Annotated in this window: 11 protein-coding genes and 4 pseudogenes; 6 read left to right on the forward strand and 9 right to left on the reverse strand. The window is 42.6% G+C overall.

Going from position 1 to position 16,993, the window contains the following annotated elements; translation table 11 throughout:
• From V7L20_RS18135 to V7L20_RS18145, 3 genes are all read right to left on the reverse strand, one after another.
• Positions 1-547, reverse strand: a 547-nt coding sequence (locus V7L20_RS18135; protein ID WP_334745420.1) for a DUF928 domain-containing protein, incomplete at its 3' end; no start/stop codon positions are given.
• Positions 548-1,048: 501 nt separating this feature from the next.
• Complete coding sequence (locus tag V7L20_RS18140; RefSeq protein WP_334745421.1) at positions 1,049-1,231, reverse strand: YbaK/EbsC family protein; 183 nt, start codon at positions 1,229-1,231, stop codon at positions 1,049-1,051.
• 26 nt (positions 1,232-1,257) lie between these two features.
• Positions 1,258-1,407 carry a hypothetical protein gene (locus tag V7L20_RS18145; protein WP_334745422.1) on the reverse strand — a complete coding sequence of 50 codons (150 nt, stop codon included), beginning with the start codon at positions 1,405-1,407 and terminating at the stop codon, positions 1,258-1,260.
• 115 nt (positions 1,408-1,522) lie between these two features.
• On the opposite strand from V7L20_RS18145, the pseudogene V7L20_RS32755 reads away from it, so the two are divergent.
• The 3 genes and pseudogenes from V7L20_RS32755 to V7L20_RS18155 all read left to right on the forward strand — a co-directional run.
• Positions 1,523-1,726: pseudogene (locus tag V7L20_RS32755) on the forward strand (IS701 family transposase); the annotation flags it as partial.
• A gap of 572 nt (positions 1,727-2,298) precedes the next feature.
• Positions 2,299-2,601 (forward strand): hypothetical protein, encoded by a 303-nt coding sequence (locus V7L20_RS18150; protein WP_334745423.1) that lies wholly within the window; start codon positions 2,299-2,301, stop codon positions 2,599-2,601.
• 39 nt (positions 2,602-2,640) lie between these two features.
• Complete coding sequence (locus V7L20_RS18155; protein ID WP_334745424.1) at positions 2,641-3,138, forward strand: hypothetical protein; 498 nt, start codon at positions 2,641-2,643, stop codon at positions 3,136-3,138.
• Between the two features lie 601 nt (positions 3,139-3,739).
• Here the strand turns inward: V7L20_RS18155 and V7L20_RS32760 are convergent.
• A pseudogene (locus tag V7L20_RS32760) lies at positions 3,740-3,881 on the reverse strand (IS4 family transposase); the annotation flags it as partial.
• A gap of 155 nt (positions 3,882-4,036) precedes the next feature.
• Here V7L20_RS32760 and V7L20_RS18165 point away from each other — a divergent pair.
• Positions 4,037-4,897: a hypothetical protein gene (locus tag V7L20_RS18165; protein ID WP_334745425.1), complete on the forward strand. Its 861-nt coding sequence runs from the start codon at positions 4,037-4,039 to the stop codon at positions 4,895-4,897.
• A gap of 756 nt (positions 4,898-5,653) precedes the next feature.
• On the forward strand, positions 5,654-7,063 hold the full coding sequence (locus V7L20_RS18170) for an ISNCY family transposase (protein ID WP_334745426.1): 1,410 nt from the start codon (positions 5,654-5,656) through the stop codon (positions 7,061-7,063).
• Positions 7,064-7,586: 523 nt separating this feature from the next.
• Here the strand turns inward: V7L20_RS18170 and V7L20_RS18175 are convergent.
• Positions 7,587-10,124, reverse strand: a complete 2,538-nt coding sequence (locus tag V7L20_RS18175) for a calcium-binding protein (protein ID WP_334745427.1) — start codon at positions 10,122-10,124, stop codon at positions 7,587-7,589.
• Positions 10,125-11,050: 926 nt separating this feature from the next.
• Here V7L20_RS18175 and V7L20_RS18180 point away from each other — a divergent pair.
• Positions 11,051-12,117, forward strand: a pseudogene (locus V7L20_RS18180) (IS630 family transposase).
• A gap of 120 nt (positions 12,118-12,237) precedes the next feature.
• On the opposite strand, the gene V7L20_RS18185 reads toward V7L20_RS18180, so the two are convergent.
• From V7L20_RS18185 to V7L20_RS18200, 4 genes and pseudogenes are all read right to left on the reverse strand, one after another.
• Positions 12,238-12,375, reverse strand: a complete 138-nt coding sequence (locus V7L20_RS18185; protein ID WP_334745428.1) for a hypothetical protein — start codon at positions 12,373-12,375, stop codon at positions 12,238-12,240.
• 40 nt (positions 12,376-12,415) lie between these two features.
• Entirely contained in the window at positions 12,416-15,064 is a 2,649-nt protein-coding gene (locus tag V7L20_RS18190) for an MGH1-like glycoside hydrolase domain-containing protein (protein WP_334745429.1), read from the reverse strand.
• A gap of 59 nt (positions 15,065-15,123) precedes the next feature.
• Positions 15,124-15,798: an NADPH-dependent F420 reductase gene (locus V7L20_RS18195; protein ID WP_334745430.1), complete on the reverse strand. Its 675-nt coding sequence runs from the start codon at positions 15,796-15,798 to the stop codon at positions 15,124-15,126.
• 251 nt (positions 15,799-16,049) lie between these two features.
• Positions 16,050-16,820, reverse strand: a pseudogene (locus tag V7L20_RS18200) (SDR family NAD(P)-dependent oxidoreductase).
• Positions 16,821-16,993 lie beyond the last annotated feature (173 nt).

Genomic DNA, 16,993 nt, shown 5'->3' on the forward strand with positions numbered 1-16,993 from the left:
TTAAATACCAGCGATATATCTGATCTACTTCTAACGATGCAGCATTACTAGGGAGAGAAATACCAATTACACTTGGCTTTGAAGGTAGGGCGATCGTATTTCTATAAACATCATTTTCGGCGCTATCCTGTAAGCTAAATTCAGCGCTTGAGTTAGACAAATCCTTAGTGTAAGGGATATAAAACCAAAACGTAGGCCGTTCTGAAGTGGTTAGTCCCTCTACAATCCCGATAATTGACTTGTTTTTCTGTTCCCCAACCTTTTGTTCCTCTTGAAATGGTACTAAGGCAGTGAGGGGGATTGGAACCGCAGGGCAATTATCTCGACTACCCATTCCTGCTCTACGCCCAGATACAGGGCTTAATGAAGCAGGTGCTTTTGGCAAAATAAAAACTGGTCGAGAAGTAGGTTGTTGAGGTGAAGCAGGTGTTTTAACTGGTTGTGTAGGCTGTTTATTAGTAACTGGTTGTTTAATTTGATCTGTTACTTGTGCTGAATATTGGGTAGTGCTGCTCAAAATCAGAGCAGTTGTTAAGATCCATTTCATTGACTTAACAGGTACGATTTTTACTTGTTGCTATCGTCATCATAAAGGTTAACATAGCATTTGGTTAAATTAATCATCACCATTTTTGAGGGAATTTCCAGATTTTGACTTAATTACTTTAGAGTTGAAATATTCCCTTGAAGCTGCGTAGGTGCAGCCCGCACTTATCTACGAAAAGCTGCGCGTAGCTTGCTTCCCCGTAGGGGTACGACAAAGCTCAGTGACTACTGTAGGCATTGCAATCAGCAACAAAATCACTCTTAAGAGCTATCTGTTGCTTTGGCTTGAGTCAATTATGTTGCTAGCTAGTGAAAACTGTTGTAGCCCAGTATGGGTATTAGTTGCATCTGTATGCGATCGCAATCCGTCTACTGAATTTTTGCAGTGCAGCTTCGATAGGGGTTCCTTGGAGATGCGATTACCTTATTGTTTCAGAATTGAACTCACGAAAATTCCAGTACTAATCTTGTGTAATTGCCCCTAACGTACCATTGACCGCACCTAAATAATCAGATGGGGATAGTAGAAACAGCATCCCTTGCATCCTGCCAGAAACAGTAATCTCCTCAATAATGTTGCCGTTTCATCAAGGTAAACTGGATAGTCTTTTTTACTAGCTAAAGCTGTCACACCTCCACAGATATATCCTGTTAGTGGCTGAACTTCTTTGAGAGCTACTGTCACTTCTTGCAGTAACTCGTCAGGAAGTTTTAAAGTATGGCAGTATGGCTGGTGGTGATGATAATTTTACGCGATCGCTTTAACTCCCGCGTCAAGTTTTGCAACTCCCGCACAATTAGGGCATTCTTCTGTGTAGTCGGATTTTTTACAAATGGATACAAATCCCGCAGTACAAACATTGCAGGTGTTTAGGCATCAGCTTTGCCAATTTGCCCTAACGCCACCATCACCGAACCTTTATCTGCACCATTGTCACTCCAACCCTGCACAATATCCCAAAATAAAAGCTGTCATTTGACTGGTATTGAATCATGTCAATCCTGTAAAGGTCGTATTTAAAGAAATCATGAAAGCCTCGCGCTATTTTAGTTTGGCTTAGGCTCAAAGATTTAGCTTATAATAACTGGTCAAACAATTTATCAAATTAAGCATGGATTGTTATCAAATTATTTAGTTCAGCAATTAAAATGTCCGGATGTTCTCATGTTTATTGCCTAGTTGTTTGATGGGCGACGCGGCTACACCATGCCATTTTGTGACAGTTGCGTAAGTTTTGATATTCTCAAGCGGCTGCTAAATCGATTTCAGGAGATGAAGGGAGAGAAGGCGGCAGTTGAGGAGATATTGCAGGTGTTAGGGGTGTTGAAATTATAATTTTGAGCTTTTATCTAGTTATAGCTATGAGTTTTTGCATAAGTTTTTATATGAGCTTTAGAAAGAATTTAAATCAGTAGTCATGCAATAATCAGCTTAGTGTATAAATTTCATGCGTATCATGGGAAGAAAAATATTAACTAAGCGAATATAAAGACTAACCTCAGTCTCAAAGCCAAGCATAAAGCCTGTTTGACTTATAAATATTGCTGTATTTCTCTTTTGATATAGATAAATCCTCTATATTTAATGTTGGTATCAAGGCTGAGTAAGGATATTGCAAATATTTAGTAACAGAGTTTAGATGTTATTACGCTTAACCACCATCGTAAATCTACTGAATATTGCTAATATCAATCTGGAATCAGGTTCTGTGCATTTGTAACTTTGTATAGACACTATTTAGAGTAACCGCTATGCATATCAGTATTACAGACGATCTCAAAAAGCAGTTTCATGCAGCTTGCACTTTACATGGGCAGAAGATGAGTCAAGTTGTAGTAGAGACGATTGAGCAATGGCTGAAAGCGAATGCAATACAACCATCCAATGAATTGCACGAAAAAAACTGCTGTGAATTAGAGTTTGGTGATAGTATCTCTGATATGACAGTAGTTGCAAAAAATTATATCGTGTCCAGTGAAAGACTTATATTAAGACTGCAGTTCTTGCTGAGGGCAGGGAGCAGAGGGAAAGAAGGTTTTCCGGTTTCTGCATAGATTATGAGAATTATAACTAATTAACCGGAGATGATATTAATGCCTAAATCTGACCCCGCTAAAATAACAAAAGTATCCTTCAGTCTTCCCTTTGAAATTGGTTCTGTAGAATGGGAAGCCGATCCAACAGAACGCAGAGCAGCTTGGTCGTTGTATGTCGAACTTGTCACCCGCATTGCAGTACAGCCTTTAGAAATAGACAACGGACTTTTGCGAGAAGCTTTGACATCCTTATACAACTTGTTCCCTGTAACCCGGCAAGTTTTTGAAGAAGGCGGCCTAGATGTGGGAGCATCCCATGATTCAGTCGGTGGGATTGCGATCGCAGTTTTGAATAATGGATTACGTCCGTTCTTATCCAAGTGGCATCCACTATTGCAGACATGGGAGGCTCAGAAACCGCCGCACCAGAGTTTGAAAGAGCATCAGCGAAATTGGACTGAGGAACCGAAATTGCGGGAAGAGTTGGAATCTTTGAGAAGAGATTTGGAAAAGTATGCCAATGCGTTGGCAGTAATTGCTGGTGTAGAAAAATAACAGGACAGGAGAAGCTTTTATATGATTAACACTCAATAGCCATTTGATGTTTTTCTAGCTCACAACAGTCAGGATAAACCTGAAGGAAGGGCACTAAAATAAGCTCTAAGCTATGCAAAATAAAGGCTACAGCTTTAGTGTTATTGAGCAGTAATGAGATGAGTCAGGCGATTGCTACGGCGGGTGGGTATACCATTGCTGTCTGTGCCTTGTAAACACAATAATATAAATGGAGCGACGATGTACGGGTTGTCCAAAATTTTTAAATAGAAAAAGCTTAGAGGATGTTTGAAAAGTACTTCTGTTGGTAGCAAAACGTTTTAGATCTCCCTAAATCCCCTTTAAAAAGGGGGACTTTAAGAAGCTTTCCCCCCTTTTTAAGGAGGGCTAGGAGGGATCAACAGGTGTCTCAAATCACAGCTAACTACTTTTCAAACAACCTCTCAGGCTAAAGTCATAACTCAGGATTTGTTCCACTTCAAAGGCTGCATTCGATTTGATGCGAGTAATAAAACCTATTTGTTTGGCAATTAACCGCAGAAAAAACTGAAAATTGTAGAAGCCTTGGTCGAGAATCAGCAAAGTTTTGGCGGGATGATGGCACTTGCGGCCAAATTAGAGTTAACTACCGCAGCTACCATCAATGGCAGGGTGAGAATGCGATCGCGTAACCCCAATGTTCGATAATAGGCATTTTGAGCATGGATGGCAGGACTCAATAAGTTTTGCAAATGCTCTGTTATCGCTTCGTTATCAGCTTGTGGTGTATTCCGACGGCGGACATGGTCAGGGTTTCTTGGTTTCTTCGTCAGCATGAGCTTTTCGGGTGCTTACTGACTCTGGTGCAAGATTTGAGTCTCCATAGAAAAAATTTGTCAATAGTGAATAAGGTGCTGATATGACTGCCAACGAAGTTTCGGAAATAGTTACTACTGTTAAAGCTTTTAGTACCGCTCTTAAAGTAACAGAAGAATTAACTCAGCAGGAGGAGGCTGACCGTCAGTCACTGGAGGTAAAAATAGAACAGTCGTTTTATGAAGCAGGGAAGGCGCTGGCAGAACTAAGGAATCGGCGTCTTTATAGATCCACTCATAAGAAATTTGAGGACTATTGTCGTGAGCGATTTCAATTCAGTCGTGATAAAGCTGATTTGATGATTAAAGCAGTGGAAATTGTAGACAATCTCAAAAACGACGACAATTGTCGTCGTTCTCTACCAAGTGCGGAAAGTCAAGTACGCGACATGGTAGATTTAACCCCAATTGAGCAATGTCAAGTTTACGCAGCAGCTATTGAAGAATGTCGTGGGAAAGTTCCACCCCGCCGGGTTATAAAGGGGATTGTGAAGCAGTTGAAGGAATTAAACATGATCTCACAAAACAACCTTTACTCCGAAGGCGATGTGGTGAAAATTCGTGCCGATGTTAATATGACCCTACGCAAGTATGATGATTACTGGGGCATTATTATCCAGAAAGACACGAGTAGCTGCATAGTTCATATTGATGTGAAAAATGTAGACGTTCAGTGCAATTTAAGCGAAATGGTAAAAGTTGAGGAGAAGTATATAGCAAACATCAAAGCTGTGAATAAACGCATCGCCAATTTTATGCAAAAATCAAATGAGTTGAGCAGTATTGCAATAGGCATCTTAGAGATTTTAGGGCGGCGGATTTGCTTTACTGATGATGACTTATGGTTCCTGAGAAAGCTTGAAGAGCGTTATGAGGAAAAGCTTGGTATAAGGACTCATAATTAAGACTTCCTCAGAAAAAACATGTCTTGCCTTACCTTTAAGGGCTATCTATCCATTATCAGGAGGTTTCTTAAAATTTCTCAGAGGGATTGACGGCAAGCGGTCTTGGATCTACATTCACAAGTAATAAAATTATCATACTTCAGTTGGTAAATCAATTAAACCAATTCGCGATTACGTTTTGTGACGGAGATTTAGACCCTGACACAAAACGCGCTGCCGTAGAGACAGGGGACTTAAACCCCTAAAATTCGTTAACTGATGACTCCAAAAGCGAAATATACTCTTTCTCACCTAGCAATATAGTTCTTTAATTTATTAATAATTGGCATATAACCATAACATCTAAGGTATTGGAAAACAAGAAAATTGGAGTACTCATCAAGGAACATTTCGATGAACATGAGTACAAAAGGATTTTAGAGTTCTTCCCGGCTCGTGATTACAAAGTTGATCTTATCTCTCAAGAAACACATTGCGTTGCATGAGAGTAAACTTGACACCAATGGTGGCCTACTGGCAACCTGCGAGCGCGTAGAATTCGCTATCCCACAGTCAAAAAAAGTACTGCAAAACCAAAACAGAAAACACTAAAGCCAGCTTGAAACTTTGGCTGTTATATTTTTAAGTGTGTAGCTTGTCCGCTCAGTATTCCTGAGTCATTTTGTCGTGCGTTAGTCTAGTTCGCGGTGCGAAACCCAAAAGCCTTACAGTGATTGAGAAAACGAAAAATATACTCAATCAAAAGGCAGACTTGAGGTGTTACGGAAAAAATATCACATTGACAGGGAGTTCAAAATTATCTTGCACCTGAGTGGTGAAATGGATGAGCGAATGACTCTGATTGACCATCTGCTCTGTGATGACAAGCTAGTGGAGTTAATCGCAGAGGACTTTTCAAGACGTTATCCACTCTCCAGCAAAACGGGAAGAAAATCAACTCCTGTAGAAGTAATATTCAGGATGTTAGCTCTAAAACACTTACGCTGCCTAAGTTACGAAAAGATAATCAAAAATGTCAAAGAAAGTTTAATTTTAAGGCAGTTTTGTCGAGTATATTTTAATGCTTTGCCAAATAACAGCACACTGATTCGTTGGGCAAATACTTTGAGTGAAAAAACTTTGGAGAAGATGAATCAAAGATTGACTCAAATTGCCACCGAATTAAAAATAACTAAGGGGAGAAAGATCAGGACAGATGGTACAGTCGTGGCAACTAATATCCATTTTCCTTCGGATAACAGTTTGTTATGTGATGGAGTTAAGATTATTAGCCGCATTTTATCTCAAGCTAAGTCAATTATTTTAGTGAATTTAAAAACGGTTAACTTGACGATTTTTCGCAATCGTTATCGAACAGCGAGAAGAATATCTAGACAGATTGATAGTTTATCAAAAACGAGAAATGAATCTGGTAAGCACAAAAGGAAACAAGCATACATAAAATTGATTGAAGTCACTATAGCTGCAATTAAACAAGCTCAAAAAGTGAAGATACTTCTTGAGCATCTGGATAACCTCAAGTCACAGAAACTACTCCAAAAATGGAAAATTTTTCTCCCACGTATAGAACAAGTGGTGGAACAAACATCTCGCCGAGTATTAAATCAAGAAAAAGTTAGCGCAGCCGAAAAAATTGTGAGTATATTTGAAGTACATACAGATATTATATGTAGGGGCAAACCTAACTTAGAAGTAGAGTTTGGGCGAAAAGTCTGGTTAGATGAAGTTGATGGTGGAATTGTAAGTAATTATCGAGTATTAAAAGGAAATCCTCATGATACTCAACAATTAGTTTCCAGTCTTGACCAACATATAGAAAATTTTGGCTATCCCCCAAAACTAGTTTCTAGTGATAGAGGTGTTTATTCTCAAAGTAATGAAAACTATGCCCAATCATTAGGAATAAAAGAAGTAATATTGCCTAAAGGAGGTTATAGAAGTAAGCAACGAGTCCAGCATGAAAAAAAGAGAAGTTTTAGAAAGGGTCGTCATTGGCATAATGGCGTAGAAGGACGTATTAGTTTTCTAAAAAGATGCTTTGGCTTCCAACGTTGTTTGTATAGAGGAGATATGGGATTAAAACGTTGGGTGGGCTGGGGAATAATCGCTCATAATTTAACTATTATCAGTCGATGTTTAATTTCTCAGACTAAAACTGTTAACTAAATTGATATTTTATCTTTTAACAAATAGACTTTATAGTTATTATTTTGTTCTCAAAATATTTGAATTTGACCAATTTTTAGCTTGCTGCTATTATCGCTATTTATGTGATTTTTTATGTTCGAGCTTTAATAATACTTTTGCTTGATTCTGTCTCTAGTTTTGCACCGCGAACTAGTCTAAACTCCAGTCAAAAATGATGATGATTAAATTAATCTACGATAGTAACCGCTCAATAATCCGGGGTAAATCGCTCAGTGACAAGGCTCAAATAGCGTAAATTCGTTCCTGATCTGGTAGTTCGCCCCGATTTATTGAGCGGATAGTAATGATGGATGAGCAGAACAATCAAAATTATCGTTCACAAAGTCGTTACTGACCGTCGTCCCGCACGCAGGGAACCACGAGTTTAAAAACGCCGCCCCAAAGCTTACCCCTTCATGACAAAACCTCGACAAGAATTACGTAAACAGCTGCAAACTTCTTAATTGGCAACTGTTTCCGCTTTTCTTAGTACCATTTGTCTTTAGGCTACAGTGACTCCTAACGTATAAGAACCAGGATTAAAAAAGCCAGAACTGAAAGTTCCGCCATTTTGAGGGAAGTAATCATAATCACTTATTGAAATTGAGTAAGTACCTGCCCCTAGTGAAGCGGTGATTGATTGAGAAGTACTGGAACTCTGTAAGTTCCCAGCACTATTAAATAGGCCGATAACTGGAAAGTTACCACTGTAATTCGGCGTGCTGATAGTCACAGTTCCTGGGTTGGCTAAAGAAAATGTGAAAAAGTCGAAATCAGGATTGTTCCCTGGAAGTCTTGCCAGCTGAGCAGAGGTATTAACTTCTGAACCTGATGTTAAAGTACCTAGCTTCTCAGCAGTGGCTAGTGTGTTGTTTGTCCCTTGTCCAGCATTTTCTTTCTCGTAGAACAGGAAGTCGTCACTATCAAGCCTTAAAGACGACGCTTGCACAACACCAACGAGTTCATCTGGCTCTCCTGAGTTGTCCAGAAATACACTTGTATTGGCTCCCACAGTCTGCAAGCGATAGTCTGCCAGTGTTCCTTTGAGCTGGATTGTATCTTCGTTGGAGTTGAAGCCACTGATGATAGCGTAGTCTGCCAAACCACTACTTTCATTGTTGTTATCGTCATAAAAGACATTAGTAGCATCTCCAAGTAAGAACTGATCTTCCCCAGGCCCTCCAGTTAGGCTATCAACCTCCCCTAATCCAGGAGAATTAGAACCGTTAGTATCAACGCCTATGAGGACATCATTTCCAGGGCCTCCAAAGAGAGTGTCATTGCCGACCCCGCCACGGAGGGTGTCATCGCCTTCTCCTCCTTCGATTTGGTCATTGCCAGCCCCACCAAACAGGCTGTCATTCCCATCCTCGCCCAAGACAAGGTCATTACCTTCCTGACCATCAAGAAAGTCATCGCTATCCCCACCAAGCAAGGTGTCATTGCCGCCTCTGCCAAAGAGGGTATCATTGCTGCCTCCTCCAATCAGGGAGTCGTTAAAACTAGAACCAAAGACTTGCTCGATATTGAACAGGACATCATTCCCATCTCCCCCACTGGCAGTTCCAGCGCCAAGGTCAACGGTGACTCCGGCAGTGGCATTTAAATAATCAGCAGTATCAATGCCAATCCCACCAAAGAGTTGGTCATCCCCGCCTCCACCAAGCAGAATGTCATCGTCATCTCCACCAAGCAGAATGTCATTGCCGCTGCCGCCTAGCAGGGTATCATTGCCTTCTCTACTAATGAGAGTGTCACTTCCGTCCTCACCTTGGAGTTGGTCATTGCCAGCCCCACCAAGCAGGATGTCAATGCCGCTACCGCCAAGCAGGGAGTCATTGCCGTTCCCGCCATTGATAAAGTCGTCGTTAGTCCCGCCAAGGACGGTGTCATTGCCATCATCGCCAAAGAGGCGGTCATTACCAGCCCCACCATTGATAGAGTCATTCCCGTCCCCACCACTGAGGAAGAAGTCATTGCCAGCTCCGCCCAAGAGGGTGTCATTGAACCTAGAACCAACGACTCTTTCAATCTCCAACAGGACATCATTCCTGTCCTGCCCTGTAACGGTTCCGGTGGCAAGGTTAATCGTGACTCCGGCAGTGGCATTGAAATAAGCAGCAGTATCAACACCAGCTCCACCCAAGAGTCGGTTATTGCCAGCCCCACCACGCAAGGTGTCATCGCCATCCCCACCACGGACAGTATCGTTGCCTTCCTCGCCATCAAGCAGGTCACTACCAACTCCACCATCAAGTAGGTCATTGCCACCTCTACCAAAGAGGGTGTCATTACCGCGCCCGCCAGTTAGGGAATCGTTGAAACCAGAACCAAAGACTTGTTCGATATTAAATAGGACATCATTCCCAGCCCCTCCACTGGCAGTTCCAGTCACTAGGTTAAGGGTGACACCAGCAGTGCTATTTGAATAGTCAGCAGTATCAATGCCAGTCCCACCAAAGATTTTGTCATCCCCGTCCCCTGCTTCGATTCGGTCATCGCCAGCCCCGCCAAGGAGGATGTCATCGCCAGCCTGACCAATCAAGTTGTCATTGCCATCCTCGCCATCAATCAAGTCATCGCCAGCCCCGCCATTGAGCGTGTCAACCCCTTCCCCGCCAAAGAGTTGGTCTTTACCGTCTTCTCCAGCGAGTCGGTCATTTCCGTCCCCGCCTTCGAGAAGGTCATTGCCAGATCCAGCAAGGAAAGCATCATTACCGGACCCACCAAGCAGGGTGTCGTCACCGCCTCTGCCAAGGAGTTGATCGTCGTCCTCCTCGCCTTGGAGAAGGTCATTGCCAGATCCACCAAGGAGGACATCATCGCCGAATCCACCAAGCAGGGTGTTCTCGCCCTCCTCACCATTGAGAAGGTCATTGCCGTCCTCACCATCAAGCGAGTCATTGCCAGCCCCACCCAAGAGGTCATCATTGCCGCCCCGACCAAAGAGGTTATCATCACCGCCCTGACCAAGGATAGCGTCATTCTCAAACGTGCCAATTAGAGTGTTATTCCTGTTGTCTCCAATAATGTCTGCCATATCAATCCCCTCGGTTATAAGTTCGATTCAAAGATATTCGCTGGCAGAGGTGTCATCTATGAGTAGCCCTACCAGCGTGGAAAAACCCTAGATAACGCGATGTGGAACTTAATATTTCGCAAAATACTAAAACCTACTCATAGTAACTATTCTGTAGATTAGTATTTAGTCTTTATCTAAATCGCTCATCTCTGAAATGTTTGTGAAATAGGAGTTTTAAAAAAGTCGCACACGGCGTTAGATAGGTAGTTCAAATAAATGCAGCATCTACTTAAACTGGTTTCGTAACCGCTTAATAATCCAGGGTAAATCGCTCAGTGACAAGGCTCAAATGGGGTAAACTCGTTCCTGAACTGGTAGTTCGCCCCGATTTATTGAGCGGATACGGCTTTTGCGTCATCTGATATATTCTACGACGCTATGTGCATCTATCCACTTTTTCTTTTTTCCACTACCCCGATTTATTGAGCGGATACTAATAAATGGCGTTTTAACCAAATTCTTATTTCAAATAATTTTATTAAGCCTTGTTTATTGATTTAGTCAACACAGTTATTTATTTATCACTATTCTCAGGTCAAGTCAACTTATTTACAAAATCTTCAATATGTTAACTTTCTATAAAAGCTAATACATTTTAAAATATATTTATAACCAAAGATTTATTATTTGTACCAATGTATTTTATTTACTTATCGCTCTTTCATCACTTTGGTCGAAGAAAAATCTCAGCTAACTTTTAAACAATAGACAGAAACCGGGTTTCAAGCTTTATTTTCTAACATGATGGCTAAAATCATCTTTTTTGCCTGAAAGTCATGTTTAGCAAGGATTATTGCTTTATTCTCTCATGAGAGTGATGGAAGAGCGTTATATCATGTTCGGATAATCACTTCTGATAAAACTGGAGACACAAAAGATGAAGTATGCCAAAACGAATCAGTATAGCCAAGCATTTAGATATTGCTAAGTTAGAACAGCGTTACCGTAAGGCTTCATACGGAGTAGAAAGTCATCAATACCAGATTATATGGTTACTAGCACAAGGAAAAAGACACAAGAAGTAGAGTAAACAACACGCTACAGTAGAACATGGCTCTACGCATTGGTGAACAGTATAACGAGTTGGGTAGAAGTGGAATAGGCGATCGCCGTCTTTCAAATCAAGGAGCAAAGGGGTTAATAGACAACATTCACCAAGCACAGCTTTGGCAAGCGTTACAGGAGAACGCCCCAGATGGGGGACTTTGGAATGGAGGAAAAGTTGCGAATTGGTTAAGTGAAGTTACCAAAATAAAGATTAGTAGATTCAGAGGGTGGGAGATATTACCGCAGATAATGTTTAGACTACGAGTACCTCGCCCATCTCACACACAAAGTGATGCTTTTGAGCAAGAAGCCTGGAAAAAACTAGAAACAGAAGTTGAAGAACTCCAAAGTGCTTATCCGGAGGCGGAAATTCAGTTGTAGTGCCAAGATGAACAGACGCTCGAGGACTCGCTAACGCTTCGCTATCGCTTGGGACTCAAGCTAATTCTTAGACGAGTCTACGTACATGAGGGAGAAACACCAATTGCTAACGTTAATTGGAGATTTAAATGGTTATGGTTGTATGCATTTGTACATCCCAAAACCGGAGAAACTTATTGGTAGATTTTACCATACGTCAATACTGAACTCTTTAATCAGGTTTTAGCTGACTTTGCTCGTGAATTTGAATTAGGTGCTAGAAAACACATTCTTTTGGCTGTTGACCGTGCTGGGTGGCATATTAGTCATAATTTAAAAATTCCTCAAGGGTTACATTTAACATTTTTACCCTCTCATTCACCAAAATTGCAACCTGCTGAAAGATTGTGGACTTTGGTTGACGAACCAATTGTGAATTAATCGTTTGAAAACTCAATGATTTGGAAGAGTTTTGTTTCATCGCTGTGAATCTTTACTTCAACAGCAAGATTCAATCCAAGGCTTAACAGATTTTCACTGGTAGATTAAAATCGGAGTTTAATTGTAAGTGATTTACCGAACATGATATCATAGCGATCGCTCTAATTCATATTTCTATTCTGCAACGCCCAGGTTTTTACAGCATTTCAGGCATTGGCCGAAATTAAGCAAAGAATCTATGCATTAAACTCCAAATTTTTCGACTGTAAATTAAGCGATGCCAACTCTTGGAGAGGCTTTGCCAACGGCGGGCGTAGCCATTGCCAGAGCCAAAATCCCAAAATTGGATTAAAAACATCATTGATTTTATAGTACAAACGTTCACGTTGAAAAGGCTAGTCCTATAAACTTTCACCACACCGATGGATTAATTGTGCAATCACTCCTGTCCAGCCAGTTTGGTGGCTTGCTCCTAAGCCAGCCCCATTGTCGCCATGAAAGTACTCATTAAAGGTGAGCAAATTTCGCCAATGAGGATTTGTCTGAAAAACCTTGACGGCACCGTAGACAGGTCGATGCCCGTTGGCATTTTGTAGAAAAATGCGTTCAAGTCGTTTTGATAACTCGATCGCCACTTCCTTTAGCGTCATCCATTGTCCAGAATTAGTCGGGCATTCTACTTTGTAGTCATCCCCAAAGTATTGATGAAAGTGGTATAGGGCATCGATAAGCAGATAATTCATCGGAAACCAAATTGGGCCACGCCAGTTAGAATTGCCACCAAATAAGTTGTTTGTAGATTCAGCTGGTTCGTAGTCTACCTGATACTCTTGATCGTTGACGTGCATGATGAAGGGATGAGCGGCATGAAATTTCGATACAGAGCGAATGCCATAGGGACTTAAAAACTCGCGCTCATCTAACATACGCTCTAAGATGCGCTTTAGCTTCTTGCCATCTAAGATTGCCAGTAAACGGCGCTGGTGTTCGCCTGTGGTATGCATACAGGCAATTCCACTTGTCAGGTCTGGGCGATTTTTAATAAACCAATCGGAACGCTGGCGAAATCCACTGAGTTTTTTGAGGATTTCGGGTTCTAGGGTTCCGATCGCAAATAAAGGCACTAAGCCAACCAACGATCGCACTTTCATGGGAAAATGATGTCCATCTAGGAAGTGGAGTGCATCGTAGAAGAACCCGTCTTCCTCATCCCACAGGACAAGTTCATCCTGACCAATCCCATTCATGGCATCGGCAATTCGCAGAAAATGCTCGAAGAATTTACTGGCAATATCTTCGTAGATGGGTTCATCCATCGCTAACTCTAGAGCGATTGTTAGCATATTCATGCAAAACATTGCCATCCAGCTTGTACCGTCTGCCTGCTCTAAATCGCCACCTGTCGGTAGGGGGGCACTGCGGTCGAACACGCCAATGTTGTCCATGCCCAAAAAGCCGCCTTGAAAAATGTTTTTACCTTCAGCATCTTTGCGGTTAACCCACCAAGTAAAGTTGAGCAGCAGCTTTTGAAATACTCCTTCCAGAAATCGTTTGTCAGCGTGTCCGTAGAATTTCTGCTCGATTTGATAGACCTGCCACGCTGCCCATGCGTGTACGGGTGGATTGACATCGCTCAGTTTCCACTCGTAGGCGGGTAACTGCCCATTAGGATGCATGTACCATTCCCGTGTTAGGCGTTGCAGTTGTCGCTTGGCAAAATCTGGGTCAATCATTGCCAAGGGAATAGTATGGAATGCCAAATCCCAAGCAGCAAACCAAGGATACTCCCAGGTATCGGGCATGGAGAGAACATCATCAATATATACATGCACCCAATCTGCGTTGCGAACACTCCGACGCGAATCTGGGGGAGTCAAAGTAGCAGGGTCGCCTTTGAGCCAATCTTCGATGATGTACAGGTAAAACTGTTTACTCCACAGCATTCCCGCAAACGCCTGTCGCTGGATAATCCGCTCGTCGTCGGATAGTTGAAACGGCGTAATTCGCTGATAAAATTCGTCGGCTTCTTTGATGCGATCGCTAAAAATTTTCTCGAACTCATCGCCAAATGGATCGGCAATATTAGACGAATCTGCCAGCCGCAAGCGTACAGTTTGCGTTGCACCTGGTGGAATCATCAATTTGTAGTCAGCAGCAAACTTCGTGCCCATGCGGTTCGGATTCACCGCATCAGTGCGGTTGTGGATCGCATACTCATGAAAGCCATCTTTAACGTAAGGTGAGGTATTTTCCACACCATACAGTCGTTGAAAATTCGTTTCATTCTCAGTAAACAAAAGTTCTGCTGCACCTTGAGAGTAGAGCCAATAGTTGCTCATCTCAGGATGAGAGGCTTCAATGATGCTGAAATCTGCTTCTGATTTCAACACCTTCAGTATTGGTTTTTTAGTTTTTCCATCCCATGACCAAGTATTGCGAAACCAAAGTGACGGCAAGAGACGCAATGGCTTGGCCTCAGAACCGCGATTAGCGATCGTGATTTGAATTAATATATCTTCAGCAGAGGCTTTGGCGTACTCAACAAACACATCAAAGTAGCGGTCTTGAGCAAATACACCCGTGTCAAGTAATTCAAATTCCGGTTCCTGCTTGCTGCGGCGACGGTTCTCTTCGACTAATTGAGTATAGGGAAATGCCTGCTGCGGATATTTGTACAAGAATTTCATGTATGCATGAGTTGGCGTATTGTCAAGAAAAAAGTAGTATTCTTTAACATCTTCGCCGTGATTGCCTTCGTTGCTCGTTAAGCCAAACATCCGCTCTTTGAGGATCGGGTCTTGCTCGTTCCAGAGAGCGATCGCAAAACACAATTGCTGATGATTGTCAGAAATTCCGGCAATGCCATCTTCGCCCCAACGGTAAGCACGGGATCTCGCATGGTCATGGGGAAAGTAGTCCCAGGCTGAACCATCGGGGCTGTAGTCTTCGCGCACAGTGCCCCATTGCCGCTCACTTAGGTACGATCCCCACCGTCGCCAGTAAGCTTTGCGTTCTCGGTCTTCTTGCAAGCGTTGTTCTTCTGCGGTCATAGTTCTTTTAATTTACGCTCTTTGAATGAATCACTTATCAACAGGCTTTTTTAGTCGCTTCAGGCGTATCCTGGTTTACGTCCGCCTAAGCGTTGTTCCTTGGCTTCTGGAAGTTGATGAACTGAAATTGTTGCATAAGAGCCAAGTTTTCTACCAGCAATCATAAATCGGATAAAGTCGCCCAAACCCTCAACCATGCGCGCACGACGCAATTCGCCACAATCGACAGGGTTGAAGCCGATTTCTGCTATTAAGCCGATCGCAGTCTGCTTTGCCTGCTCGTTATCGCTGCATACAAAGCACGAAACTTGATATTGCTTAAGTGGGTCTGGACTGAGTTCAAACACTTCTTGAGCAAAGGTATTAAAGGCTTTGACTATATGGGCATTTGGTACATCAGCGGCAAACTTTTCCGCAATTGATTCTGCAATTGGTTCAAAAGCAAACTCTTCAGGGATGGGTGAATTATTACAATCAATCAGTATTTTGTTTGCCAGCACATCGGTTGAAGAAAAAACCTTAGAGGGTAACTCCCGCACACCATAAAAAATTACGTCTGCAAACGCCGCCGCTTGATCGTTTGTGCCGCCCTTTGCATTGTATCCTGCAAGTTGTGCAATCGCTTGTGCTTTCGCTGCCTCACGGGAACCAAAGAAAACCTCGTGTCCCCGTTCTGCCCAAAGAATTCCTACCGACCTGCCCATATTACCTGAGCCAATAATGCCAATTTTCATAGGATTGAGTTTCCTGATTCATCAGTGAATAACCAAATCTCGCGGATGAGTCTTTGATACTCGTGGGCGAGTCTTTGATACTCGTGAACGAGTCTTTGATACTCGTGAATGAGTCTTTGATACTCGTGAACAAGTCTTTGAGCTTCATTAATGAGTTTCTAATTTTCCCTACCCCCCTGCTCCCTTGCCCCCTTGCCCCCTGCCCCCCTGCCCCCTGCCCCCTGCCTCCTGCCCCCTACTCCCCTGCCTCATTACATTTCCTGATTGCTGGGACAAATCAAAATTTCGTTGACCCTGACATGAGCAGGTTGGGTGACAGTGTAAGCGATCGCAGCTGCAATGTCTTCTTTTTGCAACGGCTCGACAGAATTATAGAACGCATCCACCTCCTGCCGTGCTTCTGGGTTAGAAATTTGACTGGCTAACTCCGTTGCTACAGCTCCCCGTTCAATCACAGTGATGCGAATTTTATCTTTAATCACTTCTTTGCGGAGGGCTTCTCTACGAGAGGCTTCGCCAACGCTAAAAGCAACTACTCCAAACTTAACCGCATTGTAAACTGCATAGTTAGGAATTGGAATGCGACCAGCGACTGAGGCAATGTTGACAATATGTCCGCCGCCTTATGCCTTCAGTATTGGCAAAGCAGCATGGGTTGTTTTCATCAAACCCAACAAATCAATATCAATCATGCGTTGCCAATCACTGATATTTGCACCTTCAACTGGCCCAACCAACATTACTCCAGCATTATTAATTAAAACGTCTATACCGCCAAAGTGAGACTGGGTTTTTTCCACCAGTTCTTGAATTTGAGCATCATCTGTAACATCAGCGGCAATTGGCAGTGCTTGTCCACTCCCATCCGTAATTTGCTTGGCTAACGCCTCCAGTTTTTCCACTCGTCGAGCCGCAAGCGCAATTTTAGCTCCCTCGGCTGCAAGAGCGATCGCAGTTGCTTCACCAATTCCTGAAGATGCACCTGTAATTACTGCTACTTTGCCATTCAGTTTGCCTGCCATGCTGTTTCTCCTAATTAATTGTGTATTTCGATGTCTTCCAAGTGAGCATAAATTGTGCCGTTATCCCAAAAGGCGGGAATTTTTTCGATTAAGTCTTGAGCATTAAACCCAAGTTGCAATCATAGGTGGTATTTCTCCCCCTGCCTCCTCTACTCCCCCTGCTTTCTTAAAAC

The organism is Nostoc sp. (assembly GCF_036916735.1).
Lineage (GTDB): Bacteria > Cyanobacteriota > Cyanobacteriia > Cyanobacteriales > Nostocaceae > Nostoc.

Coding starts and splice junctions, on each gene's coding strand:
- V7L20_RS18145 (WP_334745422.1), bottom strand. CDS start 1,407: ATGTTTGTACTGCGGGATTTGTATCCATTTGTAAAAAATCCGACTACA.
- V7L20_RS18150 (WP_334745423.1), top strand. CDS start 2,299: ATGCATATCAGTATTACAGACGATCTCAAAAAGCAGTTTCATGCAGCT.
- V7L20_RS18155 (WP_334745424.1), top strand. CDS start 2,641: ATGCCTAAATCTGACCCCGCTAAAATAACAAAAGTATCCTTCAGTCTT.
- V7L20_RS18165 (WP_334745425.1), top strand. CDS start 4,037: ATGACTGCCAACGAAGTTTCGGAAATAGTTACTACTGTTAAAGCTTTT.
- V7L20_RS18175 (WP_334745427.1), bottom strand. CDS start 10,124: ATGGCAGACATTATTGGAGACAACAGGAATAACACTCTAATTGGCACG.
- V7L20_RS18185 (WP_334745428.1), bottom strand. CDS start 12,375: ATGATGTTTTTAATCCAATTTTGGGATTTTGGCTCTGGCAATGGCTAC.
- V7L20_RS18190 (WP_334745429.1), bottom strand. CDS start 15,064: ATGACCGCAGAAGAACAACGCTTGCAAGAAGACCGAGAACGCAAAGCT.
- V7L20_RS18195 (WP_334745430.1), bottom strand. CDS start 15,798: ATGAAAATTGGCATTATTGGCTCAGGTAATATGGGCAGGTCGGTAGGA.